This is a genomic window from Streptomyces sp. NPDC046349, assembly GCF_055587885.1.
On the sequence record NZ_JBVJFK010000008.1, the window covers coordinates 379,774 to 394,508 of the forward strand.

Consider the following 14,735-nt stretch of genomic DNA (forward strand, 5'->3'; position numbering starts at 1 on the left):
TGTCGATTCCGCAGCGGATCGCCCGGAATCGGGGGAGGGGGGTGACAGGTCGCTACGCGCGTAGATATGCTCATCTGGTGACCATGCCCACCACCCTCACCGCATTCGCTGACGTGACGACGTCCGACAGTGCGCTGCGCCGCTTCCTCCACGGGCTGCCCGGCGTCGACGCTGTCGGTCTGGAGGCCCGCGCGGCCTCCCTCGGCACCCGTTCGATCAAGACGACGGCCAAGGCGTACGCCATCGACCTGGCCATCTCGATGATCGACCTGACGACGCTGGAAGGCGCGGACACCCCGGGCAAGGTCCGGGCGCTCTCCGCCAAGGCCGTCCATCCCGATCCGACCGACCGCACGACCCCGATGACGGCCGCCGTCTGCGTCTACCCCGACATGGTGGCCACCGCCAAGGCCGCGCTGAACGGCGCCGACGTCAAGGTCGCCTCCGTGGCCACCGCCTTCCCGGCGGGCCGTGCCGCGCTCCCCGTCAAGCTCGCGGACACCCGTGACGCCGTCGCCGCAGGCGCCGACGAGATCGACATGGTCATCGACCGTGGCGCCTTTCTCGCCGGCCGCTACCTCGAGACGTACGAGCTGATCAAGGCTGTCAAGGAGGCCTGCGCCCGCCCCGACGGCAGCGCCGCCCGCCTGAAGGTCATCTTCGAGACCGGAGAGCTGTCGACCTACGACAACATCCGCCGCGCCTCCTGGATCGGCATGCTTGCGGGCGCCGACTTCATCAAGACGTCGACGGGCAAGGTGGGCGTCAACGCCACCCCCGCGAACACCCTGCTCATGCTCGAGGCCGTCCGCGACTTCAAGGCGCAGACCGGAATCCAGATCGGCGTGAAGCCGGCCGGCGGAATCCGCACCACCAAGGACGCGATCAAGTTCCTGGTCCTGGTCAACGAGACCGTGGGCGAGGACTGGCTGAGCAACACCTGGTTCCGCTTCGGCGCCTCCAGCCTGCTCAACGACCTGCTGATGCAGCGCCAGAAGCTGAGCACCGGCCGTTACTCCGGTCCCGACTACGTGACGGTGGACTGATCACCATGGCATCCCTCTTCGAGTACGCACCGGCTCCCGAGTCCCGCTCGGTCGTCGACATCGCGCCCTCCTACGGGCTCTTCATCGACGGCGAGTTCACCGCCGCCGCCGACGGCAAGGTCTTCAAGACCGTCTCGCCCAGCAGCGAGGAGGTCCTCTCCGAGGTCGCCCAGGCAGGCGCCGCCGACGTGGACCGCGCCGTGAAGGCGGCCCGCAAGGCCTTCGAGAAGTGGTCCGCGCTGCCCGGCACCGAGCGCGCCAAGTACCTCTTCCGCATCGCCCGGATCATCCAGGAGCGCAGCCGCGAGCTCGCCGTCCTGGAGACCCTGGACAACGGCAAGCCGATCAAGGAGACCCGCGACGCGGACCTCCCGCTGGTCGCTGCGCACTTCTTCTACTACGCGGGCTGGGCCGACAAGCTCGACCACGCTGGCTACGGCGCGAACCCGCGCCCGCTCGGCGTCGCCGGCCAGGTCATCCCGTGGAACTTCCCGCTGCTCATGCTCGCGTGGAAGATCGCCCCGGCGCTCGCCACCGGCAACACGGTCGTCCTGAAGCCCGCCGAGACCACCCCGCTCTCCGCGCTCTTCTTCGCGGACATCTGCCGCCAGGCGGGCCTGCCCAAGGGCGTCGTCAACATCCTCACCGGATACGGCGACGCGGGCGCGGCTCTCGTCGAGCACCCGGACGTCAACAAGGTCGCCTTCACCGGCTCGACCGCGGTCGGCAAGGCCATCGCCCGCTCGATCGCCGGCACCGACAAGAAGGTCACCCTGGAACTGGGCGGCAAGGGCGCCAACATCGTCTTCGACGACGCCCCCATCGACCAGGCCGTCGAGGGCATCGTCAACGGCATCTTCTTCAACCAGGGCCAGGTCTGCTGCGCGGGCTCCCGCCTCCTGGTCCAGGAGTCGATCCACGACGAGCTGCTGGACTCCCTCAAGCGCCGCCTCTCCACGCTGCGCCTGGGCGACCCGCTCGACAAGAACACCGACATCGGCGCGATCAACTCCGCCGAGCAGCTCGCCCGGATCACCGCGCTCGCGGACACCGGCGAGGCCGAGGGTGCCGAGCGCTGGTCCCCGGCGTGCGAGCTGCCGTCCGCCGGCTACTGGTTCGCCCCGACCCTCTTCAGCAACGTCACCCAGGCGCACACCGTCGCGCGCGACGAGATCTTCGGCCCGGTGCTGTCCGTGCTGACCTTCCGTACGCCCGACGAGGCCGTCGCCAAGGCCAACAACAGCCAGTACGGCCTGTCCGCCGGCATCTGGACGGAGAAGGGCTCGCGCATCCTCGCGGTCGCGAACCAGCTCCGCGCCGGCGTCGTGTGGGCCAACACGTTCAACAAGTTCGACCCGACCTCGCCCTTCGGCGGCTACAAGGAGTCGGGCTTCGGCCGCGAGGGCGGCCGCCACGGTCTGGAGGCCTACCTCGATGTCTGAGTCCTCTGTGCGTCTGAACGTCTTCAAGACCTACAAGCTGTACGTCGGGGGCAAGTTCCCCCGCTCCGAGAGCGGCCGGGTGTACGAGGTGAGCGACTCCAAGGGCAAGTGGCTGGCCAACGCCCCGCTGTCGTCCCGCAAGGACGCGCGTGACGCCGTCGTCGCCGCGCGCAAGGCCTTCGGCGGCTGGGCGGGCGCGACCGCCTACAACCGCGGCCAGATCCTCTACCGCATCGCCGAGATGCTGGAGGGCCGCCGCGAGCAGTTCGTCCGCGAGGTCGGCGAAGCCGAGGGCCTGTCCAAGTCGAAGGCCGCCGCCGTCGTCGACGCGGCCATCGACCGCTGGGTCTGGTACGCCGGCTGGACCGACAAGATCGGCCAGATCGTGGGCGGGGCCAACCCGGTCGCGGGCCCGTTCTTCAACCTCTCCACCCCGGAGCCGACCGGCGTCGTCACCGTCGTCGCCCCCCAGGACTCCTCGTTCCTGGGCCTGGTCTGCGTGATCGCCCCGGTCATCGCGACGGGCAACACCGTCGTCGTGATCGCCTCCGAGAAGTCCCCGCTGCCCGCGCTGTCGCTGGGCGAGGTACTCGCCACCTCCGACCTGCCCGGCGGCGTGGTCAACATCCTGTCCGGCAAGGCCGGCGAGATGGGCCCGCACCTGGCGTCCCACCAGGACGTCAACGCGATCGACCTGGCCGGCGCCGACGCGGCGCTCGCCAAGGAGCTGGAGATCGCGGCGGCCGACAACCTCAAGCGCGTCCTTCGTCCACAGCCTGTGGACGACTGGAGCGCCGACCCGGGCACCTCCCGCATGACGGCGTTCCTGGAGACCAAGACCGTCTGGCACCCCACCGGGTCGCTGGGCGCGGGCGGCTCGTCCTACTAGCCCCCACGAGACCGGCCCCGGCAGCGTCCCCCGCGCTGCCGGGGCCTCCTTCCGCGGTTCGGTCGGCCTCCGGTGGCCTCCTGTGGGCTCCGGGCGGGCGTACGTCCTCGCTCGCCCGCCTTCGCCGACGCTCGGCCGGCGGCTCACGCGCCCGCGGTCAGCGGGGGGCCAGGGGGCCCAGGAGGGACGAGAGCGCCGCTGCGGGGAGTTCACCCACCGACGGGCCCTGGGTGAGGATTCCCGTGACCGCCGTCGTACCCACCGCCGGGAAGTCCGCGACCTTGGTGGCGACCCCGTTGTCCAGCGGATCCACACCGGTGTGGGCCAGCGGGTTCACCTTGAGGTTCGCGATCGGATCCGTGACCCCTGCCACGGCCGCCGGAACGTCCAGCTCACCGGCCTGCGCACCGCCCGCCGCCATCGCCAGCGCGGCGCCGGCCATCGAGAGGGTCAGACCCGCGCTGCGGAGCCGGTTCGGTGCCGAAGGGGCTGCGTGACGTGCCATGGAGATCCCACCTGTGGTCGTGGTCGCGTGCGCACGCAGCGTAGTGGAGGTGTGTTCCTGGACACCAACCGGTCACCGGGAGGATCCCCTACCCGGGGGAATGGTTCAGACTGGTGTCCCGTGAGCTCTTCCTCTCCTTCGCCGACCCGAGTCGTCCTGCTGACCGGTCCGTCGGGCTCCGGAAAATCCTCGCTGGCCGCCCGCTCCGGGCTGCCCGTGCTGCGCCTCGACGACTTCTACAAGGAAGCCGACGACCCCACCCTTCCGCTGGTGGAGGGCAGCTCCGACATCGACTGGGACTCCCCGCTCTCGTGGGACGCCGACACCGCCGTCGCCGCGATCGCCGAGCTGTGCGCGTCGGGACGGACGGACGTGCCGGTGTACGACATCGCCACCAGCTCCCGCACCGGCTGGGACACCCTCGACATCGCCCGCACCACGCTGTTCGTCGCGGAGGGCATCTTCGCCGCGGACGTGGCCGCCCGCTGCCAGGACCTCGGCCTCCTCGCGGACGCCATCTGCCTGCGCGGCCGCCCCTCGACGACGTTCCGCCGCCGGCTCGCCCGCGACCTGCGCGAGGGCCGCAAGTCCGTGCTGTTCCTGCTCCGGCGCGGCTGGCGCCTGATGCGCGCCGAGCGGGGCATCGTGGCGCGCCACGTGGAACTGGGCGCCCACGCCTGCGGCCCCGACGAGGCACTCGGCCAGCTCGCCGCCGCAGCCGGCCGACACCGCTCCACGACCCCCGCCGCCGCGTAGGAGGGCGCCTCCCGGCCCGGAAACGGGTGCGCGGGACCGGTCGGACCCCCGGCCGACCGATCCCGCGCCTTCTCCCCCGTTGGCCGCCGCCTCACCCCCGCAAGACGGTCCCCCGTGGCCGGGGTGGTTCATGTGGTGAGCTGTCCGCCGTCAGGCGACCAGCTCCTCGAAGGACTCCGCCTCGTCGCTGCCGAAGCTCAGCGCCTCGTCCTCCCGCAGGCGCCGCAGCGAGCGCCAGATGCTCGACTTCACCGTGCCGACGCTGATGCCGAGGATCTCCGCGATCTCCGGGTCCGTACGGCCCTCGTAGTAGCGCAGCACGAGCATCGTGCGCTGCGGCTCCGGGATGCGGGTCAGCGCCTGCCACAGCACGGCGCGCAGCTCCGTACCGCGCATCGCGTCCGTGTCGGAGGCCGTCTCCGGCAGTTCCTCCGTCGGGTACTCGTTCAGCTTGCGCCGACGCCACGCGCTGATGTGCAGGTTCGTCATCGTGCGGCGCAGGTAGCCGCCGACCGCGGCCTTGTCGCTGATCCGGTCCCAGGCGCGGTACGTGGAGAACAGCGCGCTCTGCAGCAGGTCCTCGGCCTCGTAACGGTCACCGGTGAGGTGGAAGGCCGTCGCGTACAGGGCGGCACGCCGCTCCTGGACGTACGCGGTGAACTCCGCCTCGGACGTCGAGGACGGGGTCTGCTGCTGGGCGGGAACCGCCTGGTACTGGTTTGCGTCAATGGCTACGACGTGGGCCGGCCGGGGCCGGGCGACCGCCACCGAACGGACACCCGCCCGGCGGTTCACATCGTGCAGCCGCGTGACAACCGCGCTGGTGGTGGTGCTGTGCAGCGTGTTCATCTCGCGCCCCCCGTCGTGGAGTGTCTCTGCTTCGGATCGCTGTGCGTTGAGAAGAAGACTGCCCGGCCGACTTAACCGGGGTGTCCGTCGACTGTCACAGCACTGTCACAGCGGCCGTCGGGAGGATCCGGCGGACTCCCGCAGGATCTCGTCCGCCTGACGGTCGAACTCCCGACTGCCTATGGGACAGAATGAGCCCGTGCCTTTCCTGTTGCTGATCGAGGACGACGACGCCATCCGCACGGCCCTCGAACTCTCCCTGTCACGCCAGGGCCACCGTGTGGCCACCGCGGCGACGGGCGAGGACGGCCTGAAACTGCTGCGCGAGCAGCGGCCGGATCTGATCGTGCTGGACGTGATGCTGCCCGGGATCGACGGTTTCGAGGTGTGCCGGCGGATCCGCCGCACCGACCAGCTGCCGATCATCCTGCTCACCGCGCGCAGCGACGACATCGACGTGGTCGTAGGCCTGGAGTCCGGAGCCGACGACTACGTGGTCAAGCCCGTCCAGGGGCGCGTCCTCGACGCCCGCATCCGCGCCGTACTGCGCCGCGGCGAACGTGAGTCGAGCGACTCGGCGAGCTTCGGCTCCCTCGTCATCGACCGGGCCGCCATGACCGTGACGAAGAACGGCGAGGACCTCCAGCTCACGCCGACCGAGCTGCGACTCCTCCTCGAACTGAGCCGCCGGCCCGGACAGGCGCTCTCCCGCCAGCAGCTGCTGCGCCTGGTCTGGGAGCACGACTACCTCGGCGACTCGCGGCTCGTCGACGCCTGCGTCCAGCGGCTGCGCGCCAAGGTCGAGGACGTGCCCTCCTCGCCCACCCTGATCCGTACGGTCCGGGGCGTCGGCTACCGCCTGGACTCCCCGCAGTGATCCGGTCGTTGCTCGCGGGCCGGCGCTGGACCAGCCTGCGGCTGCGGCTCCTCGTCGTCTTCGCACTGGTCGCCCTGACGGCCGCCGTGTCCGCGTCGGGCATCGCCTACTGGCTCAACCGCGAGGCCGTGCTCACCCGCGTCCAGGAGGCCGCCCTCGGCGACTTCCGGCAGGAGATGCAGAACCGTGCCGCCGCACTGCCCGCCGACCCGACGCCCGAGGAGCTGCAGCGCACCGCCGAGCTGATGGCGGGCAGCAGCCCCGGCTACAGCGTGCTGCTCGTGCAGGAGGGCAAGGACGACCGCCAGATGTACGGGGCGGCCGGGCCCGACAACTTCCGGCTGACCGACGTGCCGAAGTCCCTGCAGAACGCGGTGAACGACCGGCAGAAGACGACCGCGGCGAACGACGCCGAATACCACGTGTACTGGCAGCGCACGAAGCCGCGCGGCAATCCGTACCTGGTCGGCGGGACGCGGATCGTGGGCGGCGGGCCGACCGGATACATGTACAAGTCGCTCGCGCAGGAACGGGACGACCTGAACGCGCTCGCCTGGTCGCTGACCATCGCGACGATCCTCGCCCTGCTGGGCTCGGCGCTGCTCGCGCAGGCCGCGGCCCGCACCGTGCTCAAGCCCGTACAGCGGCTGGGCGACGCGGCGCGGCGGCTGGGCGAGGGCGAACTGGACCACCGCCTCGACGTGTCCGGCACCGACGAACTCGCCGACCTGTCGCGCACCTTCAACAAGACGGCCGAGGCGCTGGAGAAGAAGGTCGCCGACATGAGCGCGCGAGAGGAGTCGAGCCGCCGCTTCGTCGCCGACATGTCGCACGAACTGCGCACGCCGCTGACCGCGTTGACCGCGGTGGCCGAGGTGCTGGAGGAGGAGGTCGACGACCTCGATCCGATGATCGCACCGGCGGTGACCCTGGTCGTCAGCGAGACCCGGCGCCTGAACGACCTGGTGGAGAACCTGATGGAGGTCACCCGCTTCGACGCGGGTACGGCCAAGCTGGTGCTGGACGACGTCAACGTCGCAGACCAGGTCACGGCCTGCATCGACGCCCGGGCCTGGCTCGACGCGGTCGAACTCGACGCCGGACGCGACATCGTGGTGCGGCTCGACCCGCGCCGCCTCGACGTCATCCTGGCCAACCTGATCGGCAACGCGCTCAAGCACGGCGGCTCGCCGGTGCGGGTGTCGGTGGCCGTGGAGGGGGACTGGTTGGTGATCGCGGTCCAGGACAACGGGCCGGGCATCCCCGAGGAGGTCCTGCCGCACGTCTTCGACCGCTTCTACAAGGCGAGCGCGTCGCGGCCGAAGTCGGACGGCAGCGGGCTCGGACTGTCGATCGCCGTGGAGAACGCGCACATCCACGGCGGCGACATCACCGCGGCCAACGTGCCGGGCGGCGGGGCGCTGTTCACCCTGCGACTGCCGGTGGACGTGGGAAAGGCGATCACTGGTGACCTGGATGCGTAGGGTCCTGCCGGCGGTGCCGGCCGTACTGGTACCGCTCGTCGGGATCGCGCTGCTCGCGACCGCGGGCTGCGGGATCCGGGCGACGACCGTGCCCGTGGACGTGGGCGCGGCGCCGTCGCGCGTCTCGTGCGACACCCCGGCGCAGCCCGGCGGGCAGAGTGGGGAGCCGGGCTTCCCCGCCACGGTGGAACTGGTCTGCGGGTCACAGCTCGTGGGCGTGGAGCGGACCGTTCCGATGCCGGAGAAGGGCACCGTACGGGATCCCGTCGCGCAGGCCGCGCAGGCGCTGCTGGAGGCGCTGGAGCGGACGCCGAGCGCGGAGGAGCGGGACGCCGGCTTCTCGACCGGTGTGCCGGCCGGGCTGACGGCGGGCGCGCCGAAACCGGGCGACCCGGCCGGCACGGTGCGGCTCAGCCGCAAGCCGGAGGACCTGCCGCCGGTGGCGCTGTCGCAGATCGTGTGCACGCTGGCGGGCAGCGAGACGGTGTCGGCCGGGCCGGGACCGGTGGTCCTCGGCGGACCGGACGCCGATCCGCCGCGGGCGTGGGAGTGCACGGAGGCGGTCCGCTCGCGGCCGGAGTCCGTGCCGACACTGGGCGAGATCGTCCGGCCGACCGCAGCCCCGTCCCCCTGAACGCTGAGGACGCGCGCGGGCGCGCAGCGCCGACCGGCTCCCGCCAACAGGGGCGCCGAAGTCCGTACGCGGGCGGAGCCGCCGGTGCGGGGCCCCCACCCCGGCGCCCGAAAGGCCGGCGGGGCCGGCTCGCAGCCCGGGAAACGGTGCAGGGGCGGCCTGGGAGAAGGGCTCCGCGCAGCGGAGCGGCCCCGGTACGCCGACGGCCCCCTGAGCCGGGGGCTCGGAGGGCCGGGGGAAGCGGGTGGCCGGGTCCCCGCCGGACGGGGCGGGAACCCGGCCGGACGGAGTCCGGCGCAGCGGGCGAGGCCGCAAAGAGCCGCCGGGCCGGGTCGCGCGGGGGGCGACGAAAGGGTCAGAGGCCCATCGCCGCCGCGAGGTCCTTCTTGATCGCGTCCAGGATCTCCTGGCCGGTCGCGCGGGCCGACGCCAGGTCGGAGGACTCGGCCACCGGGACGACGACCTCCAGGTAGCACTTCAGCTTGGGTTCCGTGCCCGACGGGCGGCAGATGACCCGGGCCTTGTACGCGCCGTCCAGGTAGTAGCGCAGGCCGTCGGTGGGCGGCAGCGACTGCGTGCCCTTGGTCAGGTCCTCCGCGGAGACGACCCGCAGGCCCGCCAGCGAGACCGGGGGCTCCGCGCGCAGCGCCGCCATCGCGGAGGCGATCACCGACAGGTCCGAGACGCGGACCGAGAGCTGGTCGGTGGCGTGCAGCCCGTGGGCCATCGCCAGGTCGTCCAGCAGGTCGGTCAGGGTGCGGCCCTGCTCCTTGAGCTCCGAGGCCAGCTCGGCCACCAGCAGGGCGGCGGTCACGCCGTCCTTGTCACGGACGCCCTCGGGGTCCACGCAGTAGCCGAGCGCCTCCTCGTAGCCGTAGCGCAGGCCCTCGACGCGGGCGATCCACTTGAAGCCCGTCAGGGTCTCCTCGTGGCCGACGCCGGCCGCCTCCGCGATCCGGCCCAGCAGGCTGGAGGAGACGATGGACTCGGCGAAGACGCCGGTCGCGCCCTTGTGGACCAGGTGCGCCGCGAGCAGCGCGCCGACCTCGTCGCCGCGCAGCATCCGCCAGCCGTCCGCGGTGGGGACGGCCACCGCGCAACGGTCCGCGTCGGGGTCGTTCGCGATGACGATGTCCGGCTGGACCTCGGCGGCCCTGGCGAAGGCCAGGTCCATCGCGCCCGGCTCCTCCGGGTTGGGGAACGCCACCGTGGGGAAGGCCGGGTCCGGTTCGGCCTGCTCGGCGACCAGGACCGGCTCCGGGAAGCCGTGCCGGGCGAACGCCGCCAGCACGACGTCCTTGCCGACGCCGTGCATGGCCGTGTAGACGGTCCGCACGCCCCGCGGGCCGCCGGGCGTCAGGACGGCGTCCGTGCGGGCCAGGTAGGCCTGCAGGACCTCGTCGCCGAGGTCCTCCCAGCCGGATTCCGGGCGGGGGACCGAGGCGAGCGTGCCGATGCGGGCGATCTCCGCCGCGATCTCCGTGTCGGCCGGGGAGACGATCTGCGAGCCGTCGCCGAGGTAGACCTTGTAGCCGTTGTCCCGGGGCGGGTTGTGGCTCGCGGTCACCTCGACGCCGGCCACGGCGCCCAGGTGCCTTATGGCGTACGCGAGGACGGGAGTGGGCAGCGGGCGGGGCAGGACGGCCGCGCGCAGCCCGGCGCCGGTCATGACGGCCGCCGTGTCGCGGGCGAAGTCCGCCGACTTGTAGCGGGCGTCGTAGCCGACGACGACCAGGCCGCCGGCGTGGCCCTGGGCCTTCAGGTAGGCCGCGAGGCCCGCCGCGGCCCGGATGACCACGCTGCGGTTCATCCGCATCGGGCCCGCGCCGATCTCACCGCGCAGTCCGGCGGTGCCGAACTGGAGGGTGCCGGAGAACCGGTCGGAGAGCTCCGCCGTGTCGCCCGCCCCGATGAGGGCGTCGAGCTCGGCCGCCGTCTCCGGGTCGGGGTCCTCCGCCAGCCAGGCGCGGGCCCGGGTGATCAGGTCGTCCTGTTCCTGCACTACTTCCGCCTTACCTCTCGTACGGTCCCGGAGCCTCAGATGCGGGCGAGGACCTGGGTCAGCAGCTTGCCCATGCGCGCGGCCGAGTCGCGGCCGGCCTGGAGAACCTCTTCGTGGTTCAGCGGCTCGCCGGAGATGCCCGCCGCCAGGTTGGTGACCAGGGAGATGCCGAGCACCTCGGCGCCGGCCTCACGGGCGGCGATGGCCTCCAGCACGGTGGACATGCCGACCAGGTCGGCGCCCATGACGCGGATCATGTTGATCTCGGCCGGGGTCTCGTAGTGCGGGCCGGGGAACTGGACGTACACGCCCTCCTCGAGGGAGGGGTCGATCTCCTTGCACAGCGCGCGCAGCGCGGGCGAGTACAGGTTCGTCAGGTCCACGAAGTTCGCGCCGATGATCGGCGAGGTGGCCGTCATGTTGATGTGGTCGCTGATCAGGACCGGCTGGCCGGGCTGCATGCCCGCGCGCAGTCCGCCGCAGCCGTTGGTCAGCACGACGGTCTTGCAGCCCGCCGCGACGGCGGTGCGGACACCGTGGGCGACGGCGGCGACGCCGCGGCCCTCGTAGTAGTGGGTGCGGCCCAGGAAGACCAGCGCGCGCTTGTCGCCGATCTTGTACGAGCGGACCTTGCCGCCGTGTCCTTCGACGGCGGCCGGGGGGAAGCCGGGCAGCTCGGTGACGAGGAACTCGGCCTCGGGGGCGCCCAGGGCCTCGGCGGCGGGGGCCCAGCCGGAGCCCATGACGAGGGCGACATCGTGGGTCTCGGCGCCCGTGAGCTCCCGCAGGCGGGCGGCTGCGGCGTCGGCGGCGGCGGTGGGATCGGTAACAGATGCGTTCACGCAGACGAGCGTAGCCGCTCATTGCCTACGCGCGTAGATGGCACAGCTCACCATGCTCGGATCGTTGTCTTGTCGTTTCCGACCAAATGTCCGTCGCCACCGACCGCGACCTGCGATGACCTTCGGTGATCGGCCGCAGGACATGCCCGTACGGCCCCGGCGCGGAATTCAGCAGGGGCGCTTGCGCAGCTCCATCACGTAGTCGTGCGGGGCGCCCGCGGACTCGGCCGCGTCGGCGATCTCGCCCAGGTAGCGCGCCGAGGGCAGACCGCCCTCGTAGCCGTTGAGCACGTAGCACCAGGCGGCCTCGTCGCCGTCCAGCGTGTGCACCCGGATCCGCATGCGCCGGTAGATGTCGAGCCCGACACCCTCCCAGCGGTCCATCGAGTCCTCGTCGAGCGGGGCGATGTCGTAGAGGGCGACGAAGACCTGCTGGCGGGGCGCCTCGACGATCGTGGCGAGGGAGCCCTCCCAGCCCATCTGCTCGCCGCCGAAGGTCAGCCGCCAGTCGTTGATCCAGCCCGTGCCGCGCAGCGGCGAATGGGGAGCGCGGCGCGTCATCAGCCGCGGGTCGAGGTTGCCGGCGTACGCGGCGTAGAGCGACATGAGGTCGAGAGTACGGGAGGGGCGGCCTTGGAGGTGTGCCCGGCCGGGCGTACCCCCGGACGGAGTCCCGCGGCGGGACCGGGCGCGAAGCACCTTGAAGCGTGCGGGACAATGGAGCACGGAATGCATCCCCCGGGGAGAACCCCCGGAACACCGGCCGGGGCGGCAGCCGGCCGGGTAGACGTGAGGCGGACTTTTCGTGACCCGGATCGTGATCATCGGCGGCGGACCCGGCGGGTATGAGGCGGCCCTCGTGGGGGCCCAGCTCGGCGCGGAGGTGACCGTCGTGGACTGCGACGGTCTGGGCGGGGCCTCGGTCCTGACCGACTGCGTACCTTCCAAGACTCTGATCGCGACCGCCGAGGTGATGACCACCTTCGACTCCTCCTACGAGGAGCTGGGGATCATCGTCGCGGACGACACCCCGCACATCGAGCAGGCCGCGCGCGTCGTGGGCGTGGACCTCGGCAAGGTGAACCGGCGCGTCAAGCGCCTCGCGCTCGCCCAGTCGCACGACATCACCGCCTCCGTCACCCGCGCGGGCGCCAAGGTCATGCGAGGCCGCGGCAAGCTGGGCGGCCCGCAGGGCATCGACGGCACCCGGGACGTCATCGTCACCGCTGCGGACGGCACGGAGACGATCCTGACGGCGGACGCCGTCCTCATCGCCACCGGCGGCACCCCGCGCGAGATCCCCGACGCCCAGCCCGACGGCGAGCGCATCCTGAACTGGACGCAGGTCTACGACCTGGACGAGCTCCCCGAGGAACTCATCGTGGTCGGCTCCGGTGTGACCGGCGCCGAGTTCGCCGGCGCGTACCAGGCGCTCGGCTCCCGGGTCACCCTGGTGTCCTCCCGCGACCGCGTGCTGCCGGGTGAGGACCCCGACGCCGCCGCCGTGCTGGAGGACGTCTTCCGGCGCCGCGGCATGAACGTGGTCGGGCGCTCGCGCGCCGAGTCCGCCAAGCGGGTGGGCGACCGGGTCGAGGTCACCCTGTCCGACGGGCGGGTGCTGACCGGTACGCACTGCCTGATGGCGGTCGGCGCGATCCCGAACACCGCGAACATGAACCTCGAGGAGTCCGGGGTCCGGCTGAAGGACTCCGGGCACATCTGGACCGACAAGGTCTCCCGCACCTCCGCGCCGGGCGTGTACGCAGCAGGTGACGTCACGGGCGTCTTCGCGCTCGCGTCCGTCGCCGCCATGCAGGGGCGCATCGCGATGTACCACTTCCTCGGCGACGCGGTTGCCCCGCTGAACCTGAAGACGGTGTCCTCCAACGTCTTCACCGACCCGGAGATCGCCACCGTCGGCTACACGCAGGCGGACGTGGACGCCGGCAAGATCGACGCCCGGGTCGTGAAGCTTCCCCTGCTGCGCAACCCGCGCGCGAAGATGCAGGGCATCCGGGACGGCTTCGTGAAGATGTTCTGCCGCCCGGGCACCGGCATCGTGGTGGGCGGCGTGGTCGTCTCCCCGCGCGCGAGCGAGCTCATCCACCCGATCTCGATCGCCGTCGACAACAATCTGACGGTCGAGCAGATCGCAAACGCGTTCACCGTGTACCCCTCCCTGTCGGGGTCGATCGCCGAGGTGGCGCGCCAGCTGCACACGCGGAAGGCCGGCGGGGAGGCCTAGCCTTCCCCAACCGCCCCACACCCCAAGGGTGTTGGGGCGGTACGCCGTAGCGTGGCCGGACGTTCACCCAGACATCGGGCCGCGTATACCACTAGTCGCCCCGCCATATGGACAACTTCGGTATTCCGGCGCAAAGAGCTGAAACCAGACGGTCGTTGGGGTTACTGTCAGTTTCGTGTTCGCTGCAGAACGTCGCCAATTGATCCTCGAAATGGTGCGGGCCAACGGAGCGGTTTCGCTCCGGGAGCTCGCCCGCGTCGTCCAGACCTCCGAAGTGACCGTACGGCGGGACGTGCGGGCACTGGAGGCCGAAGGACTCCTCGACCGCCGACACGGCGGTGCGGTCTTGCCGGGCGGTTTCACGCGGGAGTCCGGCTTTCCGCAAAAGTCCCATCTCGCGACGGCGGAGAAGACCGCCATCGCCGATGTCGCGGCCGGCCTCGTCGAAGAGGGCGAGGCCGTCGTCGTCGGCGCGGGCACCACGACGCAGGAGCTGGCCCGCCGGCTCGCCCGCGTGCCCGGCCTGACCGTCGTCACCAACTCCCTCCTGGTCGCCCAGGCGCTGGCCCACGCCAACCGGGTCGAAGTCGTCATGACGGGCGGCACCCTGCGCGGGTCCAACTACGCCCTCGTCGGCAGCGGGGCCGAGCAGTCCCTCCAGGGGCTCCGGGTCTCCCGCGCCTTCCTGTCGGGCAGCGGTCTGACGGCGGAGCGCGGCCTCTCCACGTCCAACATGCTCAGCGCGAGCGTGGACCGGGCGCTAGTGCAGGCGGCCGCGGAGGTGGTGGTCCTGGCCGACCACACCAAGCTCGGCACGGACACGATGTTCCAGACGGTGCCGACGGACGTGATGACCCGCCTGGTCACGGACGAGCCCCCGCCGCACGACGACCGCGCGGCCACCGAGCTCCAGGCCCTGGCGGACCAGGGCGTCCAGATCACCGTGGCCGGCGGCCCCGTGGCCTCCGGCGGCGTGGACGGCATGGGCCCCCGTCGCCCCCGCCGCGACTCCCCCCTCCCGGTCCAGCGCCGGGGCGGCCCGACGGCGCAGCTGCGCAGCGCGTCGGCCCTGTCGGACCCGGGCGAACGGGAGCGTGAACGGGCCCGGGTCGCCGACATGCGGCGGCGGTAGCTCTCTTCCTGTTCCGCCGACTGCGGCCTCCA

14 protein-coding genes are annotated in these 14,735 nt (G+C 71.9%); 9 read left to right on the forward strand and 5 right to left on the reverse strand.

Annotated features, from left to right (window positions below; all coding sequences use genetic code 11):
- The first annotated feature begins 83 nt into the window (after window positions 1-83).
- Genes deoC through ACZ6JS_RS21260 form a run of 3 tightly spaced genes read left to right on the forward strand, consistent with a single transcriptional unit; the run spans window position 84 to window position 3,377 of the window.
- On the forward strand, window positions 84-1,046 hold the full coding sequence (gene deoC / locus ACZ6JS_RS21250) for a deoxyribose-phosphate aldolase (protein ID WP_030964387.1): 963 nt from the start codon (window positions 84-86) through the stop codon (window positions 1,044-1,046).
- Window positions 1,047-1,051: 5 nt separating this feature from the next.
- A complete protein-coding gene (locus ACZ6JS_RS21255; protein WP_469299858.1) occupies window positions 1,052-2,488 on the forward strand; it encodes an aldehyde dehydrogenase family protein in 1,437 nt (478 codons plus the stop codon).
- Window positions 2,481-3,377: an aldehyde dehydrogenase family protein gene (locus ACZ6JS_RS21260; protein ID WP_469299860.1), complete on the forward strand. Its 897-nt coding sequence runs from the start codon at window positions 2,481-2,483 to the stop codon at window positions 3,375-3,377. The genes ACZ6JS_RS21255 and ACZ6JS_RS21260 overlap by 8 nt, the downstream gene beginning before the upstream one ends.
- A 157-nt stretch (window positions 3,378-3,534) precedes the next feature.
- Here the strand turns inward: ACZ6JS_RS21260 and ACZ6JS_RS21265 are convergent, their stop codons facing one another.
- Entirely contained in the window at window positions 3,535-3,882 is a 348-nt protein-coding gene (locus tag ACZ6JS_RS21265) for a hypothetical protein (RefSeq protein WP_469299862.1), read from the reverse strand.
- A 51-nt stretch (window positions 3,883-3,933) separates the two neighbouring features.
- On the opposite strand from ACZ6JS_RS21265, the gene ACZ6JS_RS21270 reads away from it, so the two are divergent.
- Window positions 3,934-4,638 (forward strand): uridine kinase family protein, encoded by a 705-nt coding sequence (locus tag ACZ6JS_RS21270; RefSeq protein WP_469299864.1) that lies wholly within the window; start codon window positions 3,934-3,936, stop codon window positions 4,636-4,638.
- A 150-nt stretch (window positions 4,639-4,788) separates the two neighbouring features.
- On the opposite strand, the gene ACZ6JS_RS21275 is transcribed toward ACZ6JS_RS21270, so the two are convergent.
- Window positions 4,789-5,487: a SigE family RNA polymerase sigma factor gene (locus ACZ6JS_RS21275; RefSeq protein ID WP_469299866.1), complete on the reverse strand. Its 699-nt coding sequence runs from the start codon at window positions 5,485-5,487 to the stop codon at window positions 4,789-4,791.
- A 199-nt stretch (window positions 5,488-5,686) separates the two neighbouring features.
- On the opposite strand from ACZ6JS_RS21275, the gene afsQ1 reads away from it, so the two are divergent.
- The 3 genes from afsQ1 to ACZ6JS_RS21290 are packed head-to-tail and all read left to right on the forward strand — an operon-like array spanning window position 5,687 to window position 8,482.
- Window positions 5,687-6,364: a two-component system response regulator AfsQ1 gene (afsQ1, locus tag ACZ6JS_RS21280; protein ID WP_063754818.1), complete on the forward strand. Its 678-nt coding sequence runs from the start codon at window positions 5,687-5,689 to the stop codon at window positions 6,362-6,364.
- Window positions 6,262-7,848 (forward strand): sensor histidine kinase, encoded by a 1,587-nt coding sequence (locus ACZ6JS_RS21285; RefSeq protein WP_469299943.1) that lies wholly within the window; start codon window positions 6,262-6,264, stop codon window positions 7,846-7,848. Before afsQ1 ends, ACZ6JS_RS21285 begins: the two co-directional genes overlap by 103 nt.
- Window positions 7,841-8,482 carry a hypothetical protein gene (locus ACZ6JS_RS21290; RefSeq protein ID WP_469299944.1) on the forward strand — a complete coding sequence of 214 codons (642 nt, stop codon included), beginning with the start codon at window positions 7,841-7,843 and terminating at the stop codon, window positions 8,480-8,482. Before ACZ6JS_RS21285 ends, ACZ6JS_RS21290 begins: the two co-directional genes overlap by 8 nt.
- Before the next feature lie 355 nt (window positions 8,483-8,837).
- Here ACZ6JS_RS21290 and ACZ6JS_RS21295 read toward each other — a convergent pair whose 3' ends face one another.
- The 3 genes from ACZ6JS_RS21295 to ACZ6JS_RS21305 form a co-directional block, all read right to left on the reverse strand.
- Entirely contained in the window at window positions 8,838-10,484 is a 1,647-nt protein-coding gene (locus tag ACZ6JS_RS21295; RefSeq protein WP_469299868.1) for a phospho-sugar mutase, read from the reverse strand.
- A gap of 35 nt (window positions 10,485-10,519) precedes the next feature.
- Complete coding sequence (locus tag ACZ6JS_RS21300) at window positions 10,520-11,326, reverse strand: purine-nucleoside phosphorylase (protein WP_469299869.1); 807 nt, start codon at window positions 11,324-11,326, stop codon at window positions 10,520-10,522.
- A 168-nt stretch (window positions 11,327-11,494) separates the two neighbouring features.
- Window positions 11,495-11,932 (reverse strand): gamma-glutamylcyclotransferase family protein, encoded by a 438-nt coding sequence (locus tag ACZ6JS_RS21305; RefSeq protein ID WP_037919211.1) that lies wholly within the window; start codon window positions 11,930-11,932, stop codon window positions 11,495-11,497.
- 199 nt (window positions 11,933-12,131) lie between these two features.
- Between ACZ6JS_RS21305 and ACZ6JS_RS21310 the strand changes: the two genes are divergently transcribed.
- Together ACZ6JS_RS21310 and ACZ6JS_RS21315 are read left to right on the forward strand one after the other, a co-directional pair.
- On the forward strand, window positions 12,132-13,571 hold the full coding sequence (locus tag ACZ6JS_RS21310; protein WP_076043842.1) for an NAD(P)H-quinone dehydrogenase: 1,440 nt from the start codon (window positions 12,132-12,134) through the stop codon (window positions 13,569-13,571).
- Between the two features lie 175 nt (window positions 13,572-13,746).
- On the forward strand, window positions 13,747-14,703 hold the full coding sequence (locus ACZ6JS_RS21315) for a DeoR/GlpR family DNA-binding transcription regulator (RefSeq protein WP_469299871.1): 957 nt from the start codon (window positions 13,747-13,749) through the stop codon (window positions 14,701-14,703).
- The last annotated feature ends 32 nt before the right edge of the window (window positions 14,704-14,735 follow it).

Coding starts and splice junctions, on each gene's coding strand:
- ACZ6JS_RS21265 (WP_469299862.1), bottom strand. CDS start 3,882: ATGGCACGTCACGCAGCCCCTTCGGCACCGAACCGGCTCCGCAGCGCG.
- ACZ6JS_RS21275 (WP_469299866.1), bottom strand. CDS start 5,487: ATGAACACGCTGCACAGCACCACCACCAGCGCGGTTGTCACGCGGCTG.
- ACZ6JS_RS21255 (WP_469299858.1), top strand. CDS start 1,052: ATGGCATCCCTCTTCGAGTACGCACCGGCTCCCGAGTCCCGCTCGGTC.
- ACZ6JS_RS21260 (WP_469299860.1), top strand. CDS start 2,481: ATGTCTGAGTCCTCTGTGCGTCTGAACGTCTTCAAGACCTACAAGCTG.
- deoC (WP_030964387.1), top strand. CDS start 84: ATGCCCACCACCCTCACCGCATTCGCTGACGTGACGACGTCCGACAGT.
- ACZ6JS_RS21290 (WP_469299944.1), top strand. CDS start 7,841: ATGCGTAGGGTCCTGCCGGCGGTGCCGGCCGTACTGGTACCGCTCGTC.
- ACZ6JS_RS21305 (WP_037919211.1), bottom strand. CDS start 11,932: ATGTCGCTCTACGCCGCGTACGCCGGCAACCTCGACCCGCGGCTGATG.